General features: G+C 65.6%; 29 protein-coding genes and 1 tRNA gene. 29 read left to right on the top strand and 1 reads right to left on the bottom strand.

Annotation, left to right across the window (positions count from 1 at the left end; genetic code table 11):
- Nucleotides 1-126 precede the first annotated feature (126 nt).
- The 18 genes from R4P95_RS24605 (at nt 127) to R4P95_RS24520 (ending at nt 17,899) form a co-directional block, all read left to right on the top strand.
- On the top strand, nt 127-1,128 hold the full coding sequence (locus R4P95_RS24605) for a hypothetical protein (RefSeq protein ID WP_317744640.1): 1,002 nt from the start codon (nt 127-129) through the stop codon (nt 1,126-1,128).
- Complete coding sequence (locus R4P95_RS24600; protein WP_317744642.1) at nt 1,125-2,141, top strand: HAD-IIA family hydrolase; 1,017 nt, start codon at nt 1,125-1,127, stop codon at nt 2,139-2,141. The genes R4P95_RS24605 and R4P95_RS24600 overlap by 4 nt, the downstream gene beginning before the upstream one ends.
- A gap of 90 nt (nt 2,142-2,231) precedes the next feature.
- A complete protein-coding gene (locus tag R4P95_RS24595) occupies nt 2,232-2,459 on the top strand; it encodes a hypothetical protein (RefSeq protein ID WP_317744644.1) in 228 nt (75 codons plus the stop codon).
- 1 nt (nt 2,460) lies between these two features.
- The gene (locus R4P95_RS24590; protein WP_317744645.1) at nt 2,461-3,315 is read left to right on the top strand and encodes a TlyA family RNA methyltransferase; all 855 of its coding nucleotides are present in this window, start codon (nt 2,461-2,463) and stop codon (nt 3,313-3,315) included.
- Nucleotides 3,312-4,265, top strand: coding sequence for an NAD kinase (locus R4P95_RS24585; protein WP_213572323.1), 954 nt, complete (start codon nt 3,312-3,314; stop codon nt 4,263-4,265). The genes R4P95_RS24590 and R4P95_RS24585 overlap by 4 nt, the downstream gene beginning before the upstream one ends.
- A 2-nt stretch (nt 4,266-4,267) precedes the next feature.
- Nucleotides 4,268-6,040, top strand: a complete 1,773-nt coding sequence (recN, locus tag R4P95_RS24580) for a DNA repair protein RecN (protein WP_213572322.1) — start codon at nt 4,268-4,270, stop codon at nt 6,038-6,040.
- A gap of 91 nt (nt 6,041-6,131) precedes the next feature.
- A complete protein-coding gene (gene steA, locus R4P95_RS24575; RefSeq protein WP_213572321.1) occupies nt 6,132-7,316 on the top strand; it encodes a putative cytokinetic ring protein SteA in 1,185 nt (394 codons plus the stop codon).
- Nucleotides 7,313-8,263 (top strand): copper transporter, encoded by a 951-nt coding sequence (locus R4P95_RS24570; protein ID WP_317744646.1) that lies wholly within the window; start codon nt 7,313-7,315, stop codon nt 8,261-8,263. The genes steA and R4P95_RS24570 overlap by 4 nt, the downstream gene beginning before the upstream one ends.
- Nucleotides 8,264-8,407: 144 nt before the next feature.
- On the top strand, nt 8,408-10,177 hold the full coding sequence (locus R4P95_RS24565; protein ID WP_208961752.1) for a CTP synthase: 1,770 nt from the start codon (nt 8,408-8,410) through the stop codon (nt 10,175-10,177).
- Between the two features lie 13 nt (nt 10,178-10,190).
- Nucleotides 10,191-10,850 (top strand): NUDIX hydrolase, encoded by a 660-nt coding sequence (locus R4P95_RS24560; RefSeq protein WP_317744647.1) that lies wholly within the window; start codon nt 10,191-10,193, stop codon nt 10,848-10,850.
- A gap of 4 nt (nt 10,851-10,854) precedes the next feature.
- Complete coding sequence (gene xerD, locus R4P95_RS24555) at nt 10,855-11,778, top strand: site-specific tyrosine recombinase XerD (RefSeq protein ID WP_317744649.1); 924 nt, start codon at nt 10,855-10,857, stop codon at nt 11,776-11,778.
- A 160-nt stretch (nt 11,779-11,938) separates the two neighbouring features.
- Nucleotides 11,939-12,838: a ParA family protein gene (locus R4P95_RS24550; protein ID WP_397517629.1), complete on the top strand. Its 900-nt coding sequence runs from the start codon at nt 11,939-11,941 to the stop codon at nt 12,836-12,838.
- Nucleotides 12,839-13,720, top strand: a complete 882-nt coding sequence (locus R4P95_RS24545) for a segregation and condensation protein A (RefSeq protein WP_397517630.1) — start codon at nt 12,839-12,841, stop codon at nt 13,718-13,720.
- Nucleotides 13,717-14,490 (top strand): SMC-Scp complex subunit ScpB, encoded by a 774-nt coding sequence (gene scpB / locus R4P95_RS24540; RefSeq protein WP_317744651.1) that lies wholly within the window; start codon nt 13,717-13,719, stop codon nt 14,488-14,490. The genes R4P95_RS24545 and scpB overlap by 4 nt, the downstream gene beginning before the upstream one ends.
- A gap of 18 nt (nt 14,491-14,508) precedes the next feature.
- Nucleotides 14,509-15,630 carry a pseudouridine synthase gene (locus R4P95_RS24535; RefSeq protein ID WP_317744652.1) on the top strand — a complete coding sequence of 374 codons (1,122 nt, stop codon included), beginning with the start codon at nt 14,509-14,511 and terminating at the stop codon, nt 15,628-15,630.
- Entirely contained in the window at nt 15,627-16,316 is a 690-nt protein-coding gene (gene cmk, locus R4P95_RS24530; protein ID WP_213572314.1) for a (d)CMP kinase, read from the top strand. Before R4P95_RS24535 ends, cmk begins: the two co-directional genes overlap by 4 nt.
- On the top strand, nt 16,313-17,740 hold the full coding sequence (gene der / locus R4P95_RS24525; RefSeq protein WP_109329462.1) for a ribosome biogenesis GTPase Der: 1,428 nt from the start codon (nt 16,313-16,315) through the stop codon (nt 17,738-17,740). Before cmk ends, der begins: the two co-directional genes overlap by 4 nt.
- A gap of 85 nt (nt 17,741-17,825) precedes the next feature.
- Nucleotides 17,826-17,899 (top strand) — tRNA-Pro (locus R4P95_RS24520).
- 122 nt (nt 17,900-18,021) lie between these two features.
- On the opposite strand, the gene R4P95_RS24515 is transcribed toward R4P95_RS24520, so the two are convergent.
- Nucleotides 18,022-18,786 (bottom strand): L,D-transpeptidase family protein, encoded by a 765-nt coding sequence (locus tag R4P95_RS24515; RefSeq protein ID WP_213572313.1) that lies wholly within the window; start codon nt 18,784-18,786, stop codon nt 18,022-18,024.
- Between the two features lie 150 nt (nt 18,787-18,936).
- Here R4P95_RS24515 and R4P95_RS24510 point away from each other — a divergent pair, with 150 nt between their 5' ends.
- From R4P95_RS24510 to R4P95_RS24460, 11 genes are all read left to right on the top strand, one after another.
- Entirely contained in the window at nt 18,937-19,377 is a 441-nt protein-coding gene (locus R4P95_RS24510; RefSeq protein WP_213578045.1) for an SRPBCC family protein, read from the top strand.
- Nucleotides 19,378-19,462: 85 nt separating this feature from the next.
- The gene (locus R4P95_RS24505; RefSeq protein ID WP_213572312.1) at nt 19,463-20,080 is read left to right on the top strand and encodes an NUDIX hydrolase; all 618 of its coding nucleotides are present in this window, start codon (nt 19,463-19,465) and stop codon (nt 20,078-20,080) included.
- Nucleotides 20,081-20,120: 40 nt separating this feature from the next.
- Nucleotides 20,121-21,155: an SMP-30/gluconolactonase/LRE family protein gene (locus R4P95_RS24500; RefSeq protein WP_317744654.1), complete on the top strand. Its 1,035-nt coding sequence runs from the start codon at nt 20,121-20,123 to the stop codon at nt 21,153-21,155.
- A 145-nt stretch (nt 21,156-21,300) separates the two neighbouring features.
- Complete coding sequence (locus R4P95_RS24495; protein ID WP_213572310.1) at nt 21,301-21,924, top strand: CDP-alcohol phosphatidyltransferase family protein; 624 nt, start codon at nt 21,301-21,303, stop codon at nt 21,922-21,924.
- A complete protein-coding gene (locus R4P95_RS24490; protein WP_213572309.1) occupies nt 21,924-22,787 on the top strand; it encodes a DUF881 domain-containing protein in 864 nt (287 codons plus the stop codon). The genes R4P95_RS24495 and R4P95_RS24490 overlap by 1 nt, the downstream gene beginning before the upstream one ends.
- Nucleotides 22,788-22,845: 58 nt before the next feature.
- Complete coding sequence (locus R4P95_RS24485; RefSeq protein WP_159921945.1) at nt 22,846-23,208, top strand: small basic family protein; 363 nt, start codon at nt 22,846-22,848, stop codon at nt 23,206-23,208.
- Between the two features lie 7 nt (nt 23,209-23,215).
- A complete protein-coding gene (locus R4P95_RS24480; RefSeq protein ID WP_213572307.1) occupies nt 23,216-23,959 on the top strand; it encodes a DUF881 domain-containing protein in 744 nt (247 codons plus the stop codon).
- A 42-nt stretch (nt 23,960-24,001) separates the two neighbouring features.
- Complete coding sequence (gcvH, locus tag R4P95_RS24475) at nt 24,002-24,406, top strand: glycine cleavage system protein GcvH (RefSeq protein ID WP_159921949.1); 405 nt, start codon at nt 24,002-24,004, stop codon at nt 24,404-24,406.
- A 313-nt stretch (nt 24,407-24,719) separates the two neighbouring features.
- A complete protein-coding gene (garA, locus tag R4P95_RS24470; RefSeq protein WP_109335060.1) occupies nt 24,720-25,220 on the top strand; it encodes a glycogen accumulation regulator GarA in 501 nt (166 codons plus the stop codon).
- A complete protein-coding gene (locus R4P95_RS24465) occupies nt 25,217-25,957 on the top strand; it encodes a MerR family transcriptional regulator (RefSeq protein ID WP_159921951.1) in 741 nt (246 codons plus the stop codon). The genes garA and R4P95_RS24465 overlap by 4 nt, the downstream gene beginning before the upstream one ends.
- Nucleotides 25,958-26,104: 147 nt before the next feature.
- On the top strand, nt 26,105-26,578 hold the full coding sequence (locus tag R4P95_RS24460) for a bifunctional nuclease family protein (RefSeq protein WP_109335061.1): 474 nt from the start codon (nt 26,105-26,107) through the stop codon (nt 26,576-26,578).
- Nucleotides 26,579-26,817: the final 239 nt, after the last annotated feature.

Raw genomic sequence — 26,817 nt, 5'->3', positions numbered from 1 at the left:
GCTAAGCCCTCCAGCGCCGATGGTACTGCACTCGACAGGGTGTGGGAGAGTAGGACACCGCCGAACATCCGTTACCGAAAGGGGACCCAATATACTGGGTCCCCTTTCGTGGTTTGTGTGAAAGGAATGACTGTGTCGGAGAGCGACGACGGACGTCGATCCTTCCGCGGAGGCGGTGCCTCTAATTCTGGACGAGGCGGTGCCTCTAATTCTGGACGAGGCGGTGCCTCTAATTCTGGACGAGGCGGTGCTTCCGGTTCGGACCGAGGCGGTGCCTCGGGGTCGAGCAGAGGTGGCCCGTCGGGTGGTCGTGGTGGATCGTTCGGCGGACCGCGAGGTGATTCTCGTGGCGGTGCCGGCAATGACCGGCGGGGTGGGCAGCGCCGTGGGGGCGAGGGCGGATTTACTCCGCGGGGGCGTGATGGTGACCGGCCGCAACGGCAGGATGCCCGTCCTGACGAACCCGACCTGCCCGAAAATGTCGAGGCCGGTGAACTTGATCCGACTGTCCGGCGTGACCTGCTGAGCTTGGACAAGACGAACGCGAATACCGTTGCGCGGCATCTGGTGATGGCGGGCAAGTTGGTTGACGACGATCCCCGACTGGCCCTGGCGCATGCGCGTGCGGCGCGGCAGCGGGCCGGACGTATCGCCGTCGTTCGTGAGGCCGCGGGCATCACCGCGTACCACGCTGGTGAATGGGCAGAAGCGCTGTCCGAGCTGCGGGCCGCACGCCGGATGGCTGGCGGTCCCGGACTCCTCGCCGTGATGGCGGACTGCGAACGTGGATTGGGCCGACCCGAACGGGCGATCGAACTGGGTCGGAGCGAGGAAGCAGCGGCTCTCTCTGGTGACGATGCCGCCGAGCTGCGCATCGTAGTTGCAGGTGCGCGCATGGACCTCGGGCAGTTCGATCAGGCCGTGGTCACGTTGCAGACGCCGGACCTCGACGCTTCCCGTACCGGTCCGGGAGCTGCGCGTCTCTTCTATGCGTACGCCGACGCCCTGGTGGCCGCCGGCCGTATCGAGGACGGACTGAAGTGGTTCCTCAATTCGGCTGCGGCGGACCTCGAAGGTGATACCGACGCAGAGGAGCGTGTGGCCGAGCTGACCGGAGACGATCAGTGACGGTGGAGCACGGTGTGGCGTCGTCGCTGCGTGAGGGATACGACGCTCTGCTACTCGACCTGGACGGCACCCTGTACCGGGGGCCGCTGGCAATTCCCGGTGCCCGGGCCGCGCTGGCGTCGGGAACGCAAGCCCTCTATTACGTGACCAACAATGCGAGCCGTAGCCCAAGTGAGGTCGCCGCACACTTGACCGAGCTCGGTTTCGACGCCTCGGAGTCGAGGGTGGTCACGAGTTCGCAATCCGCAGCTCGACTCCTCGCTGAGAAGATCGAACCCGGTGCTGCAGTGCTGGTGGTCGGGACGGATGCCTTGGCGGATGAAGTGGCGCGGGTCCGCTTGCGCCCGGTGCGGTTGTTCGCGGATTCGCCCGTCGCGGTGGTGCAGGGCCATTCTCCGACAACCGACTGGGCGATTCTTGCGGAGGCGACTCTCGCCATCCGGTCGGGAGCTGTCTGGGTAGCGGCCAATGTCGATTCCACGCTCCCTACCGAGCGTGGGCTGGTGCTGGGCAACGGATCCATGGTGGCCGCTCTGCGCACCGCAACGTCCTCCGAACCTCTGGTCGCCGGTAAACCGGCAGCGCCTTTGATGGAAGACGCGATACGCCGTAGTGGGAGTTCGCGCCCTCTGGTTGTGGGCGACAGACTCGATACCGACATCGAGGGCGCCAACGCCGTGGGTCTCGAATCCCTGTTGGTGCTCACCGGGGTCAGCACTGCCATCGACGTCCTACGGGCCACCGAGGAACAACGCCCGACCTTTATCGCTTCCGAACTGGATGCCCTCAACCGGCCTGCTGACGAATCGAGGGTCGGCGAGGACGGTCGCTTCTCCGTCGAGTTTGATGGCACTGATCTGGTGATCGAACCGAAAGGTGGATCGATCGGCACTGCCGATTCGGTGACGCTGCTCCGGCACGTGGCCGTGTCAGCATGGAAGTACCCCGAGTTCGGCCGCGTCACCTCCACTCACCCGGCAGTCAGCGCGCTCGTGTCCGATTGGATTGCTTGACCGCGCATCTCGAGTGCCCGTAGAGCCTTTGTGTCCGCGGCGCGGTTCGCTGTATGCGTATCCGAAGGGGATCGACTAGCGTTGTGCCCGATGAGCACGCCAATACCGCGCCCGGGAGCCCATCTACCTGGGCCAACGCCGAGTGTCGACCCCGAGAAGATTTCCGCGGAGGTGGACGGATTGCTGACGCGGCTGCACGCCGTCGAACCAGATCCCGAGGACCGACACGGAGTCGGTGTCATTCCGAAGAAAGCGCATCTGCTCGAGAAGGCCCACGACGTTCTGGTGGAAGCGCTGGCCGCCGTGGACAAGATCTGAGGTGGCCCGACGCGCGCGGGTGGATGCCGAACTCGTTCGGCGTGGACTGGCCCGGTCCCGTGAACACGCCCAGGAACTCATAACTTCCGGCAGAGTACTGATCTCCGGAGTAGCTGCGACCAAACCCGCTACCGCCGTCGAAGCGGGAACACCGCTACGGGTGGTCGAGGTGGACAACGAGGTGTCCTGGGCTTCGCGTGGCGCTCACAAGTTGCTCGGAGCTCTCGAAGCGTTCGGACCTGGCGGGCTCTCGGTCGACGGGAAGCGGTGTCTCGACGCCGGCGCCTCGACGGGAGGCTTCACGGATGTACTTCTCCACCACGGCGCCCGGGAGGTGGTGGCGGTGGATGTTGGATACGGCCAGTTGGTGTGGCGGTTGCAGTCGGACGATCGGGTTCGTGTGGTCGACCGCACCAACGTGCGTGCTATCGACGCCGAGCGCATCGGCGGACCTGTCGATCTGGTGGTCGCCGACCTGTCGTTCATTTCCCTCGAACTCGTGCTGCCGGCCTTCGTCGCGTGTGTGACTGCCGGCGCAGATCTCGTTCCGATGGTGAAGCCGCAGTTCGAAGTCGGTAAGGATCATGTCGGGTCGGGCGGGGTGGTCCGTGACCCGGAACTGCGGGTGGCTGCCGTCCTCAGGGTCGCAAGGGCCGCGGAGTCCCTGGGGCTGCGTACGCTGGGAGCCGTCGCGAGCCCGTTGCCAGGTCCCTCCGGAAATGTCGAGTATTTCCTGTGGCTCCGCTCGGGTGCCACTGCGGTGCCGGAACCGGGTGTCGTATCCGGAGTTGATGATGAACCGGTCGACTCGATCGAAGAGTTGATCCGCACCGCGGTGCAGGAAGGACCACAGTGAGCGCGGGGAGCAGCGGCACGGCACGCGAGATTCTGCTGGTGGCGCACCCGGGCCGGGCCGAAATCACTGAGACGGCACGGCGCGTCGGTGAGATCTTCAAGAGCGCTGGAATCGGACTGCGCGTCCTCGTCGACGAGGTCGACAACACACGCATCGAACCAATGGATGGCATGGCGCCCGACGAGTTCCTCGTGCCGGGATTCGAGGTGACGATCGTCCAGGCCGGTCCGCACGCGGCCCTCGGCTGCGAAATGGTGCTGGTCCTCGGAGGAGATGGGACTTTCCTTCGCGCCGCGGAACTTGCTCAGGCCGCGTCCATTCCGGTGCTGGGCATCAACCTCGGGCGCATCGGCTTCCTCGCCGAAACGGAGGCCGAACATCTGGACGAGGCACTCGGTCAGGTGGTGCGCCGCGAATACCGGGTGGAACAGCGAATGACGCTGGACGTCGTCGTCCGGGTGGACGACGAGATCATCGAGCGGGGCTGGGCGCTCAACGAAGCGAGCATCGAGAACCGGTCCCGGCTCGGTGTTCTCGAAGTAGTGCTCGAAGTCGACGGCCGCCCCGTGTCGGCCTTCGGATGCGACGGAGTGCTCATCTCGACACCGACCGGGTCGACGGCCTACGCCTTCTCCGCCGGCGGTCCCGTCGTGTGGCCCGAACTCGAAGCCTTGCTGGTTGTTCCGAGCAATGCCCACGCACTCTTCGCGCGGCCGCTCGTCACCAGCCCGGAGTCGATCATCGCTGTCGAGACGGTGGCCGGTAGTCATGATGGACTGGTTTTCTGTGACGGCAGGAGAACTCTCGAACTTCCTGCGGGTGCGCGGGTGGAGGTGGTGCGCGGTAAGGAACCCGTTCGCTGGGTGCGACTCGATTCGGCTCCCTTCGCCGATCGCATGGTGCGAAAGTTCGAGCTGCCCGTCACCGGGTGGCGAGGAAGGAAACCCTAGACGTGCTGGCAGAGATCAGGATCGACAACCTCGGTGTGATCTCCGAGGCGTCCGCGCAGTTCCACGAAGGCTTGACAGTGCTCACCGGTGAGACAGGCGCCGGAAAGACGATGGTGGTGACCAGCCTCCATCTCCTCAGCGGTGCCCGGGCAGACGCGGGCCGGGTGCGTCTCGGGGCGCCGCGAGCCGTCGTCGAAGGTCGTTTCGTGACGGACGAGAATTCAGAACGCGTCGAGCGGGCCGTTGCCGAGTTGCTCGAGTCGACCGGCGCCGAGCGGGACGAAGACGGCACCATTATCGCCGTGCGGACTGTCAGCAGCGACGGCCGCTCGCGCGCGCACCTCGGCGGCCGCAGTGTCCCGGCAGGAGTGCTGTCCGAGTTCACCGACCCGCTACTCACCGTGCACGGGCAGAACGACCAACTGCGGCTGTTACGACCTGACCAGCAGCGTGCTGCGCTCGACCGATTCGCGGAGAAGACCGTCGGCCCTCTCCTGGCGCGGTACCGCAAGCACCGCGACGAGTGGCTGACCGCGCGATCGGAGTTGATCGAGCGAACCGGCCGCACGCGCGAACTCGCGCAGGAGGCCGATCAGCTGACGTTTGCTCTCAACGAAATCGACGGCATCGCACCCACCCCAGGGGAGGATGAGTCGATCGTCGCCGAAGTGCGCAGGCTCAGCGAACTCGACTCTTTGCGGTCGGCAGCGCAGGAGGCGCAGACCGCGCTTGCCGGCGGTGACGAGATGGACGGTGACGGCGTGTCGCCGCCCGCCCTCGACTTGTTGTCCGAAGCCCGCGCCCGTATCGAGTCCGCCACCGATCCGGAGCTCGACGGTCTGGGTTCGCGTCTTGCGGATGCCATCGCCGTGGTCACGGACGTGTCGGCCGACCTCACCACCTACCTGGCCGGACTGCCCGCGGACCCCGGCGCGCTGGATTCGCTGTTGTCGAGGCAGGCGGAGCTCAAGAACCTCACGCGCAAGTACGCTGCTGACGTCGACGGCGTGCTCGAGTGGGCCGAGAATGCGCGGGCGCGGCTCGAGAAGATAGATGTGTCGTCCGATGCGCTGGCCGCGCTGACGAAGCAGGTGGAAGAGTCGGCGGCGGCGACCGCCGAGGCGGCATCGAAACTCACCGCCGCCCGTATCAAGGCTGCGGCCAAGCTCGCCAAGGCAGTGAGTTCGGAGCTGTCTGGTCTCGCGATGGGCCGCGCAGCTCTCGACGTGTCGGTACGCGCACGTGCGGCGGGCCCTCAGGACACCGCTCCGCTCACCGTCGAGGGCACGCAGGTGCATGCCGGGTCGTCGGGTGTCGACGAAGTCGAATTCAGGTTGTCGGCCCATAGTGGCGCACAGTCGCTGCCGATCAGCAAAAGCGCCTCGGGCGGTGAACTTTCCCGGGTGATGCTTGCACTCGAGGTGGTGCTTGCCGGATCCGATTCGGGTGCGACCATGGTGTTCGACGAGGTCGACGCAGGGGTTGGCGGCCGCGCTGCAGTCGAGATCGGCAAGCGACTGGCCCGGCTGGCGAGAACCCACCAGGTGATCGTCGTGACTCACCTGCCGCAGGTGGCGGCATTCGCCGATACCCATCTAGTGGTCGACAAGGTCGACGACGCCGACGGAGTCGTCAGTAGCGGGGTGCGCACTCTCACCGATGACGAGCGGGTCGTGGAACTGGCCAGGATGCTCGCCGGTCTCGACGACACCGAAACCGGTCGTGCGCACGCTGAGGAACTGCTGGCCACGGCAAAAGCCGAACGTGCTGTCTGAACGAAAACTGTTGGTGATGGTGGGACCGATGTGGTAGCTGGTTCGGCGCGCCTCCACAGGTGGGCTGTGCATCCGCGTCATCATCGAAGCCATGAAGATGCCGGCACTGCTGTCACGTAACACCGAAACTTTGCCTGGGGTCAGCGGCATCGCCAGGGTGGACCGCAACACAGCCAAGCTGCTGAGGCGTGTCGGGCCAGGTGACGTCGTCGTTCTCGACGAGCTCGACCTCGATCGCGGTACCGCGGACGCCTTGGTCAAGGCCGGCGTTCTCGCAGTGATCAACGCGTCTCCGTCGATTTCGGGGCGCTATCCGAATCTGGGACCGGAGGTGATTGTCGCCAACGGGATCCTCCTGATCGATTCCGCGGGAACCGAGGTCTTCAAGAGCATCAAGGACGGAAGCAAGGTCCGGATCGACGGCGGCTGCGTCTATTCGGGGGAGCGGCGCATCGCCAAGGGCGACGAGCAGACCGAGGCCGAAATCTCCGATCGGATGATCGAGGCGAAGACGGGACTGGTCGATCACCTGGAAGCGTTCTCCGGCAACACGATCGAGTTCATCCGCACCGAAAGTCCGCTTCTCATCGACGGGGTGGGAGTGCCGGATGTCGACGTCGACATGAAGGATCGGCACGTGGTGATCGTGTCCGACGGACCGGATCACGCCTCGGATCTGAAAAATCTCAAACCGTTCATCAAGGAATACTCGCCGATCCTCATCGGGGTGGGGGCAGGCGCCGATGTTCTCAGATCTGCCGGCTACCGGCCCGACCTCATCGTCGGTGACCCGGAGGACATCACCAGCGCGACGCTGAAGTCGGGCGCCGAGGTGGTGCTGCCGGCAGACCAGGACGGGCATGCCTCGGGCTTGTCGCGTATTCAGGACCTGGGCATCGGGGCGATGACGTTCCCGGCTTCCGGGTCTCCGTCGGACCTGGCGCTGCTCCTTGCCGATCACCACGGTGCCTCGTTGATCGTGACCGTGGGCAACACGGTCTCTCTCGACGAGTTCTTCGACCGCGGCCGCCGCGACAGCAATCCGTCGGCGTTCATGACCCGGTTGAAAGTCGGACCCAAGTTGGTGGACGCCAAGGCCGTGGCGACCCTCTACCGCAGCAGGGTGTCGGGAGGTGCCATCGCTCTGCTCGTACTGGCCGCTCTGGTCGCGGTGATCGTGGCCCTCGTGGTGTCGAATGTCGGTGGGGAAGCTCTGGACTGGGCCATCGCGACCTGGAACAGCTTTGCGCTGTGGGTGCAGGGGTTCTTCAAGTGATTTCTCTGCGTCAACATGCCATTTCGATCGCAGCGATCTTCCTGGCGTTGGCAATCGGGGTGGTGCTGGGATCCGGCCTGCTGTCGAGCGGTCTCGTGTCCGGTCTCCGCGACGACAAGGTCGATTTGCAGAACGACATCGAAAAAGCGAACGAACGCAACAACCAGCTGACCGAGCAGCTGAATTCGGCCGATGGTTTCGACTCGGCGGTGGCCGGCCGGGTGGTGGCCGACGCCCTTGCGGGGCGAACTGTCGTCGTAGTGACCACGCCCGACGCCGACCCTGCCGACCTCGACGGGGTGAATCGGATGATCGGGGCGGCCGGTGGCAGCGTCACGGGACGGGTGTCCCTGACGGACTCGTTCGTCGACGCCACTGGTGGTGACCGGCTGCGCACGGTCGTCAACAATGTCATCCCCGCCGGTGTCACCTTGAAGACGGGTGCTGTGGATCAGGGCAGCCTGGCGGGTGACCTCCTGGGCTCGGTGGTTCTGCTCGGCAAGGAGACCGGTCAGCCGCAGAGTTCACCGCAGGAGAGGGCGCTCGCTCTGGAAACGCTGCGGGGGGCGGGTTTCATCACCTATGACGACGGCGGGGTCGAGCCCGCCCAGCTGGCGGTGGTGCTCACGGGGGACCGTGACGTGGAGGACGGCGCCAGCGGTAACCGGGGCGCGGTGGTTGCCCGGTTCGCGGGAGCGTTGGACTCGCGCGGCGGCGGAACCGTCCTCGCCGGGCGTCCGGCTTCGGCGCAGGGAAACGGTGCGGTCGCCGTTGCCCGTGCCGATGCCGCACTGTCGGCGGCGCTCACGACGATCGACAACATCGACCGCGAAGCAGGGAAGATTACCGTTCCGCTGTCGTTGCAGGAACAGCTCGGCGGCGGCGCCGGCCGGTATGGGACCGGACCCGGAACCACCGGAGTCACGGTTGGGGTGACGCCCGCGTAGTGCACGTCACACCCTGGGGGAGTGCAATCTCGGCGCGTTGTTTCCCGCAGGTCTGCCGAGGTGTTACCGTGAAGTCCCGTGGGTCGGCAGGCCCCAGCATTGCTCGAACAGACCAAGCCCTGCACAGTCGTCACGGGAGCCCCTTTGCCACAGTCACGCACTTCTTCGCGTACCGCCACCAAGCACATCTTCGTCAGCGGCGGCGTCGCCTCCTCGCTCGGCAAGGGCCTCACAGCCTCGAGTCTGGGACAATTGCTGACCGCGCGAGGGATGCGCGTGACCATGCAGAAACTGGATCCGTACCTCAACGTCGATCCAGGAACGATGAATCCCTTCCAGCACGGTGAAGTCTTCGTGACGGAAGACGGCGCCGAAACCGACCTCGATGTCGGCCACTACGAGCGCTTCCTCGATCGCGACCTTTCCGGTCAGGCGAATGTGACCACGGGCCAGGTGTATTCGACGGTCATCGCCAAGGAACGGCGGGGTGAGTATCTCGGGGACACCGTCCAGGTCATTCCGCACATCACGGACGAAATCAAGAGCCGCATCCTCGCGATGAGTGGGCCGGACCTGCAGGGTCAGCGTCCCGATGTGGTGATCACCGAGATCGGCGGCACCGTCGGCGACATCGAGTCGCAGCCGTTCCTCGAGGCGGCCCGTCAGGTGCGACACGACGTCGGCCGCGACAATGTCTTCTTCCTCCACGTCTCTCTGGTTCCGTACCTGGCGCCGTCGGGTGAGCTGAAGACGAAGCCCACCCAGCACTCGGTTGCCGCGCTGCGGAACATCGGTATCCAGCCCGACGCGCTGATCCTGCGCTGCGACCGCGAGGTCCCGCCGGCGCTGAAGAACAAGATCGCGCTGATGTGCGACGTCGACGTCGACGGATGTATCTCGACACCCGACGCGCCGTCGATCTACGACATTCCGAAGGTTCTTCACAGCGAGGGTCTCGACGCATACGTCGTGCGTCAGCTGGGGCTACCGTTCCGGGACGTGGACTGGACGGTCTGGGGAAATCTTCTCGAGCGCGTCCACCAGCCGCGCGAGACGGTGCGGATCGCGCTCGTCGGCAAGTATGTCGACCTTCCCGACGCGTACCTGTCGGTCACCGAGGCACTGCGAGCCGGAGGCTTCGCTCACCGATCCAAGGTGGAGATCTCCTGGGTTCCCTCGGACGCCTGTGAGACCGAAGCCGGAGCGCAGGCAGCGCTGGGGGATGTGGACGGGGTGCTGATTCCCGGCGGTTTCGGGATCCGCGGCATCGAGGGCAAGCTCGGCGCCATCCGGTATGCGCGTCACCGCAAGATCCCACTGCTCGGCCTGTGCCTCGGCTTGCAGTGCGTCGTGATCGAGGCCGCCCGCAGCGTGGGGCTCGAGGATGCCAACTCTGCGGAGTTCGAGCCCGAGACGACGCACCCGGTCATCTCCACGATGGCCGATCAGGAAGACGTCGTGGCCGGCGAAGCCGACCTCGGTGGGACGATGCGCCTCGGCGCCTATCCCGCCGTGCTGGCCAAGGGTTCGGTCGTTGCGCGCGCGTACGGCAGCGAGCAGGTTTCCGAACGTCATCGGCACCGCTACGAGGTCAACAATGCCTACCGCGACCGGATCGCCAAGAGCGGTCTTCTCTTCAGCGGGACCTCGCCGGACGGGCACCTCGTCGAGTTCGTCGAGTACCCGGCGAAGCAGCATCCGTTCTTCGTCGCCACGCAGGCCCACCCGGAGCTCAAGAGCCGTCCGACTCGTCCGCATCCCTTGTTCGCAGCATTTGTCGCAGCGGCGTTGACGTACAAGCTCGAAGAACGCCTTCCCGTCGACGTCCACGGTGAGGAGCGGACGGTCGAGGTCGCCGTGGCGGACGAGGTGGCTGCCGCCACCGACCGGGCGTCGATCGACAGTGCCGGATAAGTAGAGCCGGCGCATGACCGACACCGATCGGCACGAATTCGACATTCTCGACTCGCGCGTCGTCTACAGCGGAGCCATCCTGGCATTGCGTCTGGACGAGGTGGCGATGCCGAATGGGCGGACAGCCGAACGAGAGGTCGTCGAGCATCACGGCGCAGTTGCCGTCGTGGTGCTCGACGACGAGAACCGGCTCGTCCTCATCCACCAGTACCGGCACCCGGTGGGCCGCCGGCTGTGGGAGATTCCGGCGGGCCTCCTCGACGAACCGGACGAGGACCCGCTCGAGGCTGCGAAGCGGGAGCTGGCCGAGGAAACAGGACTCGCGGCGAAACAGTGGGAGGTCCTCGTGGATGTGGCTGTCTCGCCCGGCTTCACCGACGAGTCGGTGCGGGTGTTTCTCGCGGAGGACCTCTACACCGTCCACCGGCCCGAACCGGAGCACGAAGAGGCCGACCTCGAGATAGAGCGGTTCCCGCTCGACGAGGCGGTGGCGATGGTCCTGCGCGGTGAGATCGTCAACGCCACCGCGGTTTCCGGGATCATGTCGTTGGCCGCAATCAAGTCGCGACCTGACACGCCACTACGCGACCGGGATGCACCGTGGGTCGATCGTCCGGCGAGTTTCAGTGAGAGAAAACGCTCACGTGCCGGGGTCGAAGCCGCGGGAGAATGATCCGGTGATCGCGCGGCAGGTCGAGACGTACCTCGATCACCTGGCAGTCGAACGCGGTGCTGCCCGCAACACCATCTCGTCGTATCGGCGTGACCTGTCGCGGTACACACAATTCCTCGCCGATCGAGGGATCACGGACATCGGACGGGTCCGCGAGCAGGATGTCAGTGAATTCGTCGTCGCGCTGCGCAGCGGTGACCCCGAGCGCGGCCTGCCGGCGCTGGCCGCGAGTTCGGCCGCCCGCGCGTTGATCGCCGTGCGCGGGTTTCACCGTTTTGCCACCGCTGAGGGGATGGCGGCGGTGGACGTGGCTCGGGTAGTCCGACCACCCTCGCCGGCCACCCGGCTTCCCAAATCGTTGCCCGTCCGCGAGGTGCTGTCGCTACTCGAGGCCGTCGGCGGCGGAGGGCCCGCTGACGGTCCCCGGCCGGTACGCGACCGCGCTCTTCTCGAGTTGCTGTATTCCACGGGGGCCCGCATCTCCGAAGCGGTCGGCCTCGATGTAGACGACATCGACACCGAGAACCGCTCCGTCCTGCTCCGGGGCAAGGGCGGAAAGCATCGGGTGGTCCCCGTGGGCAGGCCCGCGGTCGAAGCCCTTGACGCCTACCTCGTCCGCGGCCGGCCGGCGCTGATGTCGCGGGGCACGCCCGCACTCTTCCTCAATGTCCGCGGTGGTCGACTGTCACGGCAGAGCGCTTGGAAGGTGTTGCAGACTGCGGCGGAGGCTGCCGGGATCACGGTAGCGGTCTCGCCACACACGCTGCGGCACTCGTTCGCCACTCACCTGTTGGACGGGGGCGCCGACGTGCGCGTCGTCCAAGAGTTGCTCGGACACGCCTCCGTCACGACCACGCAGATATATACCCTGGTCACGGTTGGTGCGCTGCGTGAAGTGTGGGCCCACGCGCACCCTCGGGCGCGGTAGGCGAACGCGTGTCGAGGGGAATATTCACGGTACGAAGCGGTAGCGTTCGTATAACGATGTGTGATCGACAGCGAGCATCGAGAGAACAGGGGATCATCGGACCGTGGTGACACCGCAGCCGCCAGCAGCGGAGTCAGGGCACTCGCAATCGGAGGGCGACATGTTCGACATGCGACAGACCGACCCCGCAGCCCTGTTCGACGACACTGTCGTCGATCAGGGTGAGCTCGGCCCCACGGGGAGACCGACCCGTGCGGTGCCGGAACCCACGCCGCTGCCATCCCACGGTCCCGCGAGGATCGTCGCGATGTGCAACCAGAAAGGTGGGGTCGGGAAGACGACGTCCACGATCAACCTGGGGGCCTCGCTCGCCGAGTACGGCCGTCGGGTCCTGCTCGTCGATCTCGACCCGCAGGGCGCGCTGTCTGCCGGCCTGGGGGTCGCGCACCACGACCTCGACCTCACCGTGCACAACCTGCTCGTCGAACCCCGCGTGTCGATCGACGACGTGCTGATGCGGACACGCGTCGAAAATCTCGACCTGTTGCCGAGCAACATCGACCTCTCCGCCGCGGAGATTCAGCTCGTCACCGAGGTCGGACGGGAACAGACCCTGGGCCGGGTGCTGCATCCCGTGCTGGACCGGTACGACTACGTCCTGATCGATTGCCAGCCGTCACTCGGGCTGCTCACCGTCAACGCTCTCGCCTGCGCGGACTCGGTGATCATTCCGATGGAATGCGAATACTTCAGCCTGCGTGGACTGGCACTGCTCAACGACACCGTCGAAAAGGTGCACGACCGACTGAACCCGAAGCTCGAACTCGCCGGGATCGTGGTGACCATGTTCGACGCCCGCACGCTCCACGCCCGCGAGGTGATGGCCAGGGTGGTCGAGGTGTTCGGCGAGGTGGTGTATGACACGGTGATCAACCGGACTGTGCGATTCCCGGAGACCTCTGTGGCCGGTGAGCCGATCACCACCTGGGCGCCGAAGTCGCCCGGTGCCGAGGCGTACCGCGCGTTGGCCCGTGAGGTCATCCACCGTTCCGGCCGGTAAGTGGTGAACACCCAGGACGTCGTGGCTCCATCGCACACCGAGAATCCCGGCGCAGTATCGGTGCCGGCCGAGTCGAACGATCAGCAGGCCTCCGCCGTCAAGGCCGGCTTCCGGGTGACGCTGCGGAACTTCGAGGGACCGTTCGACCTGCTGCTCACGCTCATCAACCAGCGTGAGCTCGACGTAACGGAAGTCGCGCTCCATCAGGTGACCGACGACTTCATCGTTTACACCCGCGAACTCGGTGCGGAGATGGGCCTCGACCAGACCACCGAGTTCCTGGTGGTCGCCGCAACACTTCTCGACCTCAAGGCGGCGCGACTTCTGCCGGCCGGACAGGTGGAGGACGCCGAGGATCTGGCCCTGCTCGAGGCCCGCGACCTGCTGTTTGCCCGACTGCTCCAATATCGCGCGTACAAGCAGGCGGCCCAGCTGTTCGGCGAACTCGAAGCCGCGGCCCTTCGGCGATATCCGCGATCGGTGGCGCTCGAAGACCAGTTCACAAGCCTACTTCCCGAGGTGTTGCTCGGTGTCGACCCGCAGCGGTTCGCCGAGATCGCCGCAACCGTGTTCACCCCCCGCCCGACGCCGACCGTGGGACTCGACCACCTGCACGACATGCATGCGGTGTCGGTACCGGAGCAGGCCGCCCGGATACTGGAACTGCTTCGCGGACGTGGCGCGAATCAATGGGCGAGCTTCGGTGAACTGGTGTCGGAATGCGAGGTAGCAGTCGAGATCGTGGCACGATTTCTCGCGCTGCTCGAGCTGTACCGCGAGCAATCGGTGCTGTTCGAGCAACCCGAGCCTCTCGGTGAATTGTTGGTGAGCTGGACCGGGGGCGACATCCGTCTCCCGGTGACCGAGGAGGATTACGGATGAGCTCGGCCCCGCACGACGAGCCCCACGAGCCCCATGCCTCCGGCGGTGACGACGAGCCGGCTTCGCTCGGCGGTGACGTTGAGCCGGCTTCGCTCGGCGGTGACGTTGAGCCGGCTTCGCTCGGCGGTGACGACGAACTGTCGGACGCCGAGCTCGAGGCCGTTCTGGAGTCGCTGCTGTTGATCGTCGATTCGCCTGCCGGGGTCGACCTGCTGTCCTCCGTGACCGGGGCTTCTGTGAAACGCATCACCGAGACCCTCAACCGGATGTCCGCCGAGCTCACCGCCCGCAGTAGTGGCATGGACCTCCGATATGCCGGTGACGGTTGGCGTCTCTATACCCGCACCGTCTACGCGCCCTACGTGGAGCGCCTGCTGCTGGACGGGGCACGCTCCAAGCTGACGAGGGCTGCTTTGGAGACTCTTGCTGTCGTGGCATACCGTCAACCGTTGACCCGCGCACGGATCAGTGCGGTGCGCGGCGTCAACGTGGATGGTGTGGTGCGCACGCTTCTCGCTCGTGGATTGATCGCCGAAGCCGGGGTCGATCCCGATACCAACGCCACGCAGTACTCGACGACGGAGCTCTTCCTGGAACGGCTCGGCTTGGCCTCTCTGGCCGATCTGCCCGCCCTGGCCCCGTTGCTGCCGGACGTGGACCTGATAGACGACATCAGCGACAGTCTGGAATCTGACCCACGATTTGCGAGAATGAATAAAGCTACGGCGTCCACGGACAAGTTGGACACCGGGCTCGACACCGAAGACTGACAGGGATCGTAGAAAAAAGTGAAGAAACCCGCTCGCCGAGATGGCACACCGGATCGCAACAACAACAAGCATCGCACCGACAAGACGGAGACCGGCCACAGGTCGGGCCGGTCGGACACCGGCCAGCGTCCAGGTCGGCCGGAGGCCGCAAAGACCCGAACAGGTCGGCCGGAGGCCGCAAAGACCCGAACAGGTCGGCCGGAGGCCGCGAAGGGCCGCTCAGGTAGGCCGGACGCCGCGAAGACTCGAACCGGCAGGCCGGAAGCCCCGGTCGCCACGAACAAGCGGGGCAAGCCGAAGTCGGCCAAACCCCAGCGCGCACAAACTCAGGCGCCCAAGGTCAGCAATGCCAAGCCCGCCCGGCACCAGCATGCAGACGCCGAAAGGCCCGTCGGGCCCCCACAGGGCGACGGTGTGCGGTTGCAGAAGGTGCTCGCCCAGGCCGGAGTCGCGTCACGTCGCGCCGCCGAAGAACTGATCTCCCGGGGCCGGGTCGAGGTCGACGGTCGCATCGTGATCGAGCAGGGATTGCGGATCGACCCCGAAAACGCTGTCGTTCGCGTGGACGGTGTACGCGTCGTCGTCCAGAAGGATCTGGTCCATCTCGCGCTGAACAAGCCTCGCGGGTGGCAGTCGACCATGTCCGACGACCTCGGTCGTCCGTGCGTGGGTGACATCGTCTCCGAAAGGGTCGCGGCCGGTCAGCGGCTGTTCCACGTGGGCCGCCTCGACGCCGACACCGAGGGTCTGCTGCTGCTGACCAACGACGGGGATCTGGCCCATCGGCTCATGCACCCGTCGTTCGAGGTGTCGAAGACGTATCTGGCGACCGTGTCCGGTGCACTCGAGCGCGGTGTCGGGAAGAAGCTCAAAGAGGGCGTCGAACTCGATGACGGGCCGGCGAAAGTCGACACCTTCACCCTCCTCGACATCAATGAGGGCAAGTCTCTGGTTCGGGTCACGCTCCATGAAGGCCGCAAGCACATCGTGCGCCGACTGTTCGACGCAGTCGGGCATCCGGTGATCCGGCTCGTTCGGACGGACATCGGTCCCGTGGCCCTGGGTGAACAGCGCCCGGGAACGCTGCGAGTCCTCGGCCGCGGCGAGGTCGGCGGCCTGTACGGGGCGGTGGGTCTGTGAGCGCCGCCTCGCTTGTCGTCGCCATGGACGGGCCGTCCGGAACCGGCAAGTCGAGTGTGTCTCGGCAGCTGGCGCAGGAGCTCGGAGCCCGCTACCTCGACACCGGTGCCATGTACCGGATCGCTACCTTGCACGTACTTCGCAAGGGAGTGGACCTCGGTGATCCCGACGCGATTGCCGACGCCACCGCCGGTCTGCCCTGGTCGATCGGCACCGACCCCACCCGTGAGCAGGTTCTGCTCGACGGTGAGGACGTCGCCCAGGAGATTCGAGGTGACGCGGTCACCAAAGCGGTCTCTGCGGTCTCTGCCGTCCCTGCCGTTCGCGCTCGCCTCGTCGAGGCGCAGCGTCGTCTGACAGCGGAGGCGGACCGGATCGTCGTGGAAGGGCGGGACATCGGGACGGTCGTCCTGCCTGACGCCGACGTAAAGATTTTTCTCACCGCTTCGTCGGCCGCCCGCGCTCAGCGCAGGAACGCGCAGAATCTCGCGGAGGGGCGAGGTGACGATTACGCCGCGGTCCTCGCCGACGTCGAGCGCCGCGACCACCTCGACTCCACACGCGCCGTGTCGCCGCTGCGGCCGGCCGACGATTCTGTGCTGGTCGACACCAGCGAACTCGGAATCGACGACGTGATCGGCAGGTTGCTGCTGGTGGTAAGCGAGAGAACTGGAGCAGTGCAGTGACCGAACAATTCACAACTGAATTCGCGGGCGACGGAACGTGGAGCGAAGAGTCCGACTGGGAAGTCGTCGATCTGGAGGACGGAACCGACGGCGAAGCCCATATTCCCGTACCTACCGTTGCGGTGGTAGGCCGTCCGAACGTGGGTAAATCCACGCTGGTCAACCGCATCATCGGTCGTCGCGAGGCGGTCGTCGAGGACATTCCCGGTGTGACCCGCGACCGCGTGTCCTATGAGGCCAACTGGAGCGGTCGCCGATTCCTGGTACAGGACACCGGTGGTTGGGAGCCCGACGCGAAGGGTCTCCAGCAGTCCGTGGCGCGGCAGGCGGAACTGGCGATGCAGACCGCGGATGCGATTCTCCTCGTGGTCGACGCCGTTGTCGGCGCTACCGCCACCGATGAGGCCGTCGCCAAGGTCCTGCGCCGCTCCAAAACTCCAGTCTTGCTGGTAGCGAACAAGGTTGACGACGGGCGCACTGAATCCGAGGTTGCGGCCCTGTGGTCGCTGGGCCTCGGGCAACCGCACTCGGTGAGTGCGACACACGGCCGCGGTACCGGCGACCTCCTGGACGAGGTTCTCGCCGCGCTGCCCGAAACCCCTCGCGAAGGCATCCCGGGTGGCGGTCCGAGGCGTGTCGCTCTGGTCGGGAAACCGAACGTCGGTAAGTCGAGTCTGCTGAACAAGCTGTCGGGTGACGAGCGTTCCGTCGTCCACAACGTCGCGGGCACTACCGTCGACCCGGTCGACTCGATCGTCGAGCTCGGTGGCCGGCCGTGGCGTTTCGTCGACACGGCAGGCTTGCGCAAGCGCGTCAGTCACGCCAGCGGCGCCGAGTTCTACGCGTCCCTACGCACGAAGAGCGCCATCGAGGCCGCCGAGGTGGCGATTCTGCTCATCGATGCGTCCGAGCCGATCTCGGAGCAGGACCTGCGCGTGCTCAGCATGGTGGCCGATGCGGGTCGCGCGCTCGTGATCGCCTTCAACAAGTGGGATCTCGTCGACGAGGATCGCCGCCTTCAGCTCGATCGGGAAGTCGACCGGGACCTGGTCCGGGTGCCGTGGGCCCAGCGGGTCAACATCTCGGCGCACACGGGTCGGGCGGTACAGAAGTTGGTACCCGCGCTGGACACGGCGCTCGAGTCCTGGGACAAGCGCATTCCGACCGGCCGGCTCAACAACTGGCTGAAGGAAGTCGTGGCTGCCACCCCGCCGCCGATGCGTGGTGGACGTCTCCCACGGGTGATGTTCGCCACCCAGGCCGGAACGCGGCCGCCGACCTTCGTACTGTTCACTACCGGCTTCCTCGAGGCCGGGTACCGGCGATTCCTCGAGCGGCGCCTGCGTGAGGAGTTCAACTTCGACGGCAGCCCCGTCCGGATCTCGGTTCGTGTCCGCGAGAAGCGGGACCGACGCGGACGGTAGCTCGAGAGAATTGCCCTGACCAGGCGATTAGCGTTCAGGACTGCCACTGATGTAATCTCATCGAGCACCTGAACGAGGGTGTGGACGGGCTGTGGCGCAGCTTGGTAGCGCACTTGACTGGGGGTCAAGTGGTCGCAGGTTCAAATCCTGTCAGCCCGACCGCACATGACCTGGTGGACGAACATGTCCGCCAGGTCATTGTCGTTTCTGGCCTTGCTCCCTCACGCGAGACTCGCGGACACCGATGGCGGGAAGGCAATGGCCGAGGAAGCGCTCTGGCGTCAGTTCGTGACGATGACGGGGTCACCGATCTTGGCGTGGTCGTAGAACCATCGCGCATTCTCGATGCTGAGATTGATACAGCCGTGACTGACGTTCTCGCGCCCCTGCGAGGCGACCGACCACGGCGCGCCGTGGATGAAGATCCCGCCCCAGGTGATGCGGGTGGCGTACTCCACGTAGAGCCGGTATCCCTCCGGGGAGTCGATCGGGACGCCGTACGTCGACGAGTCCATCACCATGTCGCGGAACTTCTCGAGGACGGGGAACGTGCCGAGCGGCGTTTCGTAGCCGGGTTTACCAAACGACGCCGGCATGGTGTGCACTACGCGGTCGTTGATGCTCACGGTGAACTGGTGTGTCGTAGTGTTCGCTACGGCGACCAGCGCGTCGCCGACCTGGAACTGGGTCTTCGATCCCGCGAATTCGACGGCGACCGCGGTGTGCGCCGGCCAGAAAGCGACCGGGCTCCACCGCAGTTCGCTGTCATCGATCCACGAATACTGTCCGGTCACAGGCGTCGACGGTGAGATCGCGACGGCGCGTTCGGCGCTCGCGCGGTCTGCAACAGGCGATCGGAACCGGATGATGATCGGTTGCGCGACGCCGACGACCGCACCGCTCGAGGGTGCGATCTCCGGAGCGACGACTTTTGCAACGACGGCCGGCGGTACAGCGGCGCCGGCGGCACTCACCCCGCACAAGGCCAGGACGGCGAGAACCGCCACGAGAAACAGGCGTACACCGTGCTGCTGCGCTTTCCGCATGGCCGTCAGCCCTTCGCATCACTGTGAGCTCATTTCAGTCAAACACAGCGTCGTCCGGGAACGGAACCGAGGAGATGTCACGACTTCATGACTGCTCGACGGTCCCGCGAGTACCGTCAGTTCCGGGATGTCAGCGAAACGGAGGCGCACATGTCGGGAAGATTCGAAGGCACCGTGGTGATCGACCGCCCCATCGAGTACGTGTTCGCCTATCTCGCGGCAGGCGTCAACGACCCGGATTTCAGTCCCCGTGTGCAGAAGATCACGAAGTCCACCGACGGACCGCCCGGAGTCGGGACCGTGTTCGTCAGCACCGTGAAGGATGCCGGAATGACCACCACGCGGGAATTCGAGCTGACCGAATTCGAGGCACCGAAAAAGATACGGTGGACCGAACGGTCCAAGAACATCGTGACGGCGAAGGAAGGCGGCTACGACCTCGAGCCGGCCGGAGCCGGCACGAGAGTCACCATCTACAACGAGCTGGAAGGCCACGGAATCGGCAAGTTGATCGCTCCTCTCGCGCTCCGCGCTGCACGCAAGGACGCGCCGAACTTCGCTCGGCGAATCAAGGCGGCCGCGGAGAAGTGATTCTCCTGTGTGCCGGCCGACAGCGGGACGTACCGAGAGATTCACACGGCAGGAAATCACGCGCAGGGGCGGATAGTGTCGGGTGATGGTTGATGCGCCCGTCCTCGATAGAAACCACCTCGCCGACGCGCTCGCACACTTCGAACCGCGGATAGTCGATCCGACCCATCGTCGATCGGCGGCAGTCGTGATCGCCGTGATGAGCGACGGATCGGGCGGGCAGGCCATTCCACTCACCATGCGCCCGACCAAGATGCGAGCGCACCCGGGCCAGTTCGCGTTGCCCGGGGGCGGCGTGGATGCAGGGGAGACCGGGGCGGACGCGGCGCGCCGTGAATTGCACGAAGAGCTCGGTCTCGATGTGGAGCCGTCCGCGGTTCTCGGCCGCCTCGATGACTACGTCACCCGCTCAGGTTACGTCATCACCCCCTTCGTTGTGTGGTCGGATCGATCGATCACTACTCTCGTTCCCCATCTCGAGGAGGTGGCGGAAGTCTTCGCGGTGGGACTTCCCGAAATCGACACCGAGCCGCGGTTCGTCGACATCCCCGAATCGTCGAAGCCGGTGATCCAATGGCCGTTCCGGCGACACCTGGTACACGCGCCGACCGGCGCCGTGGTGTACCAATTTCGGGAAGTCGCGCTCCACGGCCGCCACACCCGCATCGACGGGTTCGACCAACCGGTCTTCGCTTGGCGTTAGCCGGATCACGGCGGGGTCGCCGCGACTAGGGTCACACCCTGTGACCATCTTCGAGTCCGTGGCTCGCAAGTTCGACCGCACAGGCGTCGACCCTGTCGTCTGGCATGCTCCCGCACCGCCCACTCCCACAGGTCTTCTCGCGCCCAACCGATTGCTCGAGAATGCCGAGCGATGGCAGCTGCCGTCCGGTGAAGGTCCGGAAGACGTTGCCGTCGATGCCGAGGGACGGGTGATCACCGGGGGCAACGACGGTCGGATCTGGCGGTTCGATATCCACGGGAAGGCTATCCCGATCGCCGACACCGGCGGGCGCCCACTCGGGATCGAGGTGCTGGACGACGGCCGATTTCTCGTGTGTGATGCCGCGCGGGGGGTCCTGCGGGTAGATGACAGGGGGCGCGTCGAGGTGCTGGCCGAATCCGCTGTGGGGCGACCGATCCTGGCGTGCAACAACTCTGCCGTCGGCCGTGACGGGATCGTGTATTTCACCGACTCGTCGGCCCGCTTCACCATCGATGATCATCGGTACGATCTTCTCGAGCACCGGGGGACCGGCCGACTGCTCCGGTTGGACCCGAAGACAGGGGAGACCGATCTCCTCGCAGAGGGGTTGCAGTTCGCCAACGGCGTCGGATTGGCGGCAGATGAATCCTTCGTCCTGGTCGCCGAGACCGGGGCCTATCGAATTTCTCGCGTCGACCTCACGGGCCCGTCTCGGGGGAGCGTGTCGGTATGGGCGGAGAACCTCCCCGGCATTCCCGACAACATGACGTCGCACACGTCGGCCGGTTTGTTCTGGGTGGCGCTCTACAGTCCGCGCATGAGGGTGCTCGACATGCTCGCGCCGTATCCGACGTTACGGATTCTGGCAGCAAATCTGCCCGAAGCGGTGCAGCCCGCGCCGCAGCGTGCCGGCTGGGTGATCGCCCTCGACTCGAACGGCACGATCGTGCACAGTCTGCGCGGTGGTAAAGGAAGCTACTCACACGTCACCGGTGTCCGGGAGCATGAGGGGTGGCTGTATCTGGGAAGTCTGACCGCGGACTGTGTTGCCCGCGTCCCAGCGCCGCGATGATCGGACTCGGTTCGCACATCGACGAGTGACACGTGGCTGAGGTGGCCCACGGTCGCCTGAAGCCCGGACCCGTTGTGGAAGAGTGGCGAGAGCGTTGCGAGTAGCAGCGCGCGACACTGCGCAATCGAGGGCTGGGGAGACTGTGGTGGATTCGGTGGACCGGGACATCGTGCGGTCGGACCGCATCGTGACCGTGCCCAACGTCCTCAGTGTCATCCGCTTGATCGGCGTGCCGCTGTTCGTCTATCTCTTGCTCGTCACCCACGCCGACGGGTGGGCGCTGGCCATCCTCATGATCAGTGGATTCACCGACTGGCTCGATGGCAAGCTGGCGCGGGTACTGAACCAGTCCTCGAAGCTGGGTGCGCTCCTCGACCCCTTCGTCGACCGCCTCTACGTCGTGACCACCTTGGTGACTTTCGTGGTGCGCGGGTTCATTCCCTGGTGGGTGGCCGCCATCCTCATCGGGCGTGACGCCGTTCTGGCGCTGACCCTGCTCATCTACCGGCGCCGCGGACTGCCCCCACCCGAAGTGATGTATCTGGGTAAGGGTGCAACCTTCCTGCTCATGTTCGCGCTGCCGATGATCCTCGCCGCGCAGGTCGACTGGGACCTCGCCCCGCTAGCGCAGCCTGCGGGTGCCGCTCTCCTCATCTGGGGCACAGCGTTGTACCTCTGGACCGGTCTGCTGTACATCACCAACGCGCTCGTCGTGGCACGTACCGTTCCCGTGCGAGCGCCGGGTGGCGACGACCGCGAGGTCCGCTGATGAAACGGATCGACGCAGGCGTCCGCCGAAATCCGGTGCCGTCCCTTCTCCGGTCCCTGATGAACGATCACCTGGACCCCGGCTACGAGGGCGCCGCCGAGGATCGCGAACACGGCCATGCGCGGCAGACCCGGTGGGGAAACCGGGTATGGATTTCACTCGGTGCGCTGCTGATCGGCCTGGTGCTCGCGGTGGCGTACCGCCAGGCCACCGAACGCCTGCCGGGTACCGAACAGGTCCGGGCAGAACTGCTCGGCAAGGTACACGACGCCGAAGCCCGTGTCGGGAGTCTCGAGGACACCCGCGACGGCTTGTCCGTGCGCACGGACGACGCCCGCGCCGCAGCCTTGGCGGGTGATGCCCGCGGATCCGCCGTCCTCGCGGAGTTGCGCGCCCTCGAGGGTGACGCCGCGGTCGAGGCCGTCCGCGGTCCAGGACTCACCGTGACACTGACCGATCCCGCGGCTCGGCCCAACCTGTCCGACTCGTCGCAGCGCTCGGTGGGCGGAAAGGCTGTCGTGCTCGACCGCGACCTCCAATCAGTCGTCAACTCGTTGTGGGCCAGCGGAGCCGAGGCCGTGGCGGTCGGTGACGTACGGATCGGCCCTACCGTGACGATCCGGCAGGCGGGCGGCGCGATGCTCGTCGACAATCAGCCCGTGTTCTCGCCATACGTGGTGTCTGCGATCGGACCGCAGAGGCCGATGCAGACGGGTTTCGTGGTGAGCGATGCGTATCTGCGGATGTCGAGTATCGCTCAGCTGTACGGCATCGGCTTCTCGGTGGCCGAAGCAGACGAGCTCGACCTTCCTGCGGCCCCGGCCCGCGAGGTGCGCTCGGCGCAGGTGGCAGGAACTCGATGAGACGGTGGAGTGACCAGGAACTCGATGAGAGGGCTAGTGACATGGAGGCGGCGCTCGGATGAAGGCAGTGCTCAAGGGTGGATCGGCGGTGTACGGCGTCCTCGCGCTGGTGGTGGGCATCGTGCTCGGAGTGGTGTTCAGCCCTCAGGTGCCCGATGCCGTGCAGCCCTACCTGCCGATCGCCGTGGTGGCGGCGCTGGACGCCGTGTTCGGCGGACTGCGTGCCTACCTGGACGAGATCTTCGATTCGAAGGTGTTCGTCGTCTCGTTCGTGTTCAACGTTCTGGTGGCCGCGCTGATCGTGTGGCTGGGGGATCAACTGGGAGTGGGCACCCAGTTGTCGACCGCGATCGTCGTGGTCCTCGGTATCCGGATCTTCGGCAACGCGGCGGCTCTCCGCCGTCGCCTCTTCGGGGCGTGATCGGGCAATGAGCGGTCACGAGGGCAGACACGAACTCCACCAGGACGAATCGGCTTCGCGCCGATCTCATGTCGTCTTCGCCGTGCTGGCAGCACTTCTTCTCGGTGGCCTGGGAATCGCGATTGTGACTCAGGTGAAGAACACCGGCTCCGGTGACACGCTCGACTCCGCGAGCCCGGCGGACCTCCTGGTCGTGCTCGATACGCTGAACCAGCGGGAGGCTGCCCTGCGGCAGGAGATCGCTTCCCTCGAGCAGACGTTGGACACTTTACGGCGAAGTGGTAGCTCGGGTGCCGCCCTCGATGAGGCACGTGCACGCCTGACCGCGTTGTCGATCCAAGTGGGGAGCGCACCGGCCACGGGGCCCGGGGTGACGATGAGCATCACCGACCCGGGGAGAGGGGTGGGCTCCGAAGTGCTCCTCGACCTCGTGCAGGAGTTGCGGGCGGCGGGTGCCGAGGCCATCTCACTGCAAGGCGCGCAGGGTGCTCCCATCCGGATCGGCGTCGACTCCTGGGTGTCGGGGTCTGCGGGCGATCTGTCGGTGGACGGTCAGCGCGTGACCGCGCCGTACAGCGTTGTCGCGATCGGGGATCCGCCCACCCTCGCGGCCGCTCTCAACATTCCCGGCGGGGTGGTCGACACCGTCGCGCGCAGCGGTGGACAGCTCGAGATCGAACAATCACAGCAGGTCACGATCTCCGCCTTGCGGGAGTCGAAACCTCGCCAATACGCTCAGCCCGGAAATTGATCTTCGCATCCGCCCGCGGATTGCCATCGAAAGGACGCCACTGTGAGTGAGCTCGAAATTCCCGCCGATCGTCGGTACACAGCCGAACACGAGTGGGTCGAGCGGACCGGAGCCACGACGGTACGGATCGGCATTACCGATTTCGCGCAGTCCCAGCTCGGTGACGTGGTGTTCGTCCAGCTGCCCGCTGTCGACGAGGAGGTGACTGCGGGCGAATCGCTCGGCGAAGTGGAATCCACCAAGAGTGTGTCCGACATCTTCGCGCCCCTCACGGCGAAAGTCGTTGCCGCAAATGCTGATCTGGACGGTAACCCGGAACTCGTGAACTCGGCGCCGTACGCGCAGGGCTGGCTCGTCGATCTCGGGGTCGACGACGAGGCGACGCTCGACGCCGCCCTCGCGGAGATGTTGGATGCGGCAGCCTATGCGGACATCACCGCAGGCTGATCTCGGCGGGCTGAGGAAGCGGTGTTCCGCCGCCTCGGGAACCCGGCGGCCCGCGTCTCGGTCACGACGGGTCGTTCCGGCGGCGTATTACCGGTTCGTAATGTGCTGGCGGCCTGTCTTACTACACGCACCGGCGCGCGCAGGGTACGGTCGAGGTGAACGCATGTGCCGTGTCGGGGCGCAGGTCCGTAGTTTGACTGTGGTTGTGGCAGTGCACGGAAGATAATGTGCACAAATATCGAATTATGTAGAACCGAGTGGCATTGCGTAGTCCAGCGAATCTTGCTGGATGATCGAACTAGGAGGAGAAACGGTGAGCGAGAACGGCAATGACGCGGTTTATGGGGAGTCCCCGGCGGAAACGACGTCGGTCTTCCGCGCGGACTTCCTCAACGAGCTCGACACCTCCTCGGCAACCCAGGCGCCGGAGGCTCCGGTGTCGGGTGTGGAGGGACTGCCAGCAGGTTCCGCTCTGCTCGTCGTCAAGCGTGGACCCAACGCGGGTTCACGTTTCCTGCTCGACCAGCCGACGACCTCTGCGGGGCGCCATCCCGACAGCGACATCTTCCTCGACGACGTGACGGTCAGCCGTCGTCATGCGGAGTTCCGCCAGGAGGACGACGAATTTCAGGTCGTCGACGTGGGAAGCCTCAACGGCACGTACGTCAACCGGGAACCGGTCGACTCGGCAGTGCTGGCCAACGGTGACGAGGTCCAGATCGGGAAGTTCCGACTGGTGTTCCTGACGGGTCCGCGTACCACCGCGGGTGGTTCGCAGATCGGTGAGACGTCAGCTGGTGCGGGTAGCCAATGACCGCGGTGCGGCAGCAGCAGGCGCAATCGGGAATGTCGATCGGCTCGGTGCTGGATCGACTGCGGCCCGATTTCCCTGATGTGACGATCTCGAAGATCCGATTCCTCGAAGCCGAGGGTCTCATCAGCCCCCAGCGGACTCCGTCGGGTTATCGGCGCTTCTCGATCGCCGACTGCGAACGTCTGCGCTACGTCCTCACTGCGCAGCGAGACCAGTATCTGCCGCTGAAGGTCATCAAAGAGCAGCTCGAGGCCATCGACAGAGGTGTGGCCACGGTCGGTGCAGGCGACTCGTCGCCGCGCCGGCCGCGGGCGCTCACCGTCGCTCCGGGTGAGGTGTCACCCGAGGAGTTTCTCACCGATCGGGAAGTCCGGATCAGCCGCGACGACCTGATTTCCCGGGCAGGCATCGACGAGAAATTCCTCGTGGAGCTCACCCGAGGAGGTCTCGTCGTGCCCGGCCCGGCCGGCTTCTTCGACGAGGATGCCGTGACGCTTGCACGCACAGCGCGGGCGATGTCCGAGTTCGGCCTCGAGGTGCGGCACCTGCGGGCATTCAAGCTCGCCGCCGACCGTGAGGCGGGGCTGGTGGCCCAGATAGCCGGGCCGGTGGCCAAGGGACGTGACGCGGGTGCCCGCGACCGCGCCGAGGAAATGGTGCGGGAACTGGCGGCGTTGTCGCTGACTCTGCATACGTGTCTGGTGAAGTCTGCTGTGCGCGGTGCCCTGGACCGGTGAGTTGTTGCCAGGCACGCCTCTGACGGGGAACTTCTCAACGACGCTGCGCTCGAACGGCTGTACGGTCGACAGCGGACACGAATCGAATAGAATCCTGGTAGGCACGGTGTGCCGCGTACGGACCATTGCAGGGTGGAGGCAGACGCGATGAGCGAAATGCACGTGATCGGAGTTCGTGTCGAGCAGCCTCAGAGCCAGCCTGTTCTGCTGCTGCGCGAAACTGACGGCGACCGTTACCTCCCTATTTGGATCGGGCAGACGGAGGCCACCGCAATTGCACTCGAACAACAGGGTGTCGAGCCTGCGCGGCCTCTCACACATGATCTGATCAAGAATTTGATCGAGGCCCTTGGCCGCACCCTCAAAGAAGTGCGCATCGTCGAACTCCGCGAAGGCACGTTCTACGCCGATCTCGTGTTCGATCAGAACACGCGTGTCTCAGCTCGGCCTTCCGACTCGATCGCCATCGCGTTGCGTATCGGAGTCCCCATTTTCGCCGAAGAGTCGGTTCTGTCGGAGGCGGGACTCGTCATGCCGGACGAGCGTGAAGACGAGGTCGAGAAGTTCAAAGAGTTCCTCGAATCCGTCTCGCCGGACGACTTCAAGGCCACCGACGGCTAGGGCTCCTGTTGCCCAGTAACGGTTGAGGTTCTTCCGGCGCGTTGCGTTGACCCTGACTGCTCGGAGTCATAGCGTTCGGTGCAGTGATTTTCTGCCTTGCAGATTCGATCGGGCGTACGCTGAGTAGGTTCAGGGTATGGATGTGCTCGGTGTCACTGGTGGCGACTACGCCGCCCGAGTGCTGTGGTGCATGCGCCGCGGCTACTGGCGACGCGTGTCACAGGCGCACTGATCGTCGG

The organism is Rhodococcus sp. IEGM 27 (genome assembly GCF_033142305.1).
Classification (GTDB): Bacteria; Actinomycetota; Actinomycetes; order Mycobacteriales; family Mycobacteriaceae; genus Rhodococcus_F; species Rhodococcus_F oxybenzonivorans.
The sequence above is the reverse complement of the archived record's forward strand: the minus strand, read 5'-3'. Positions and strand labels throughout refer to the sequence as shown.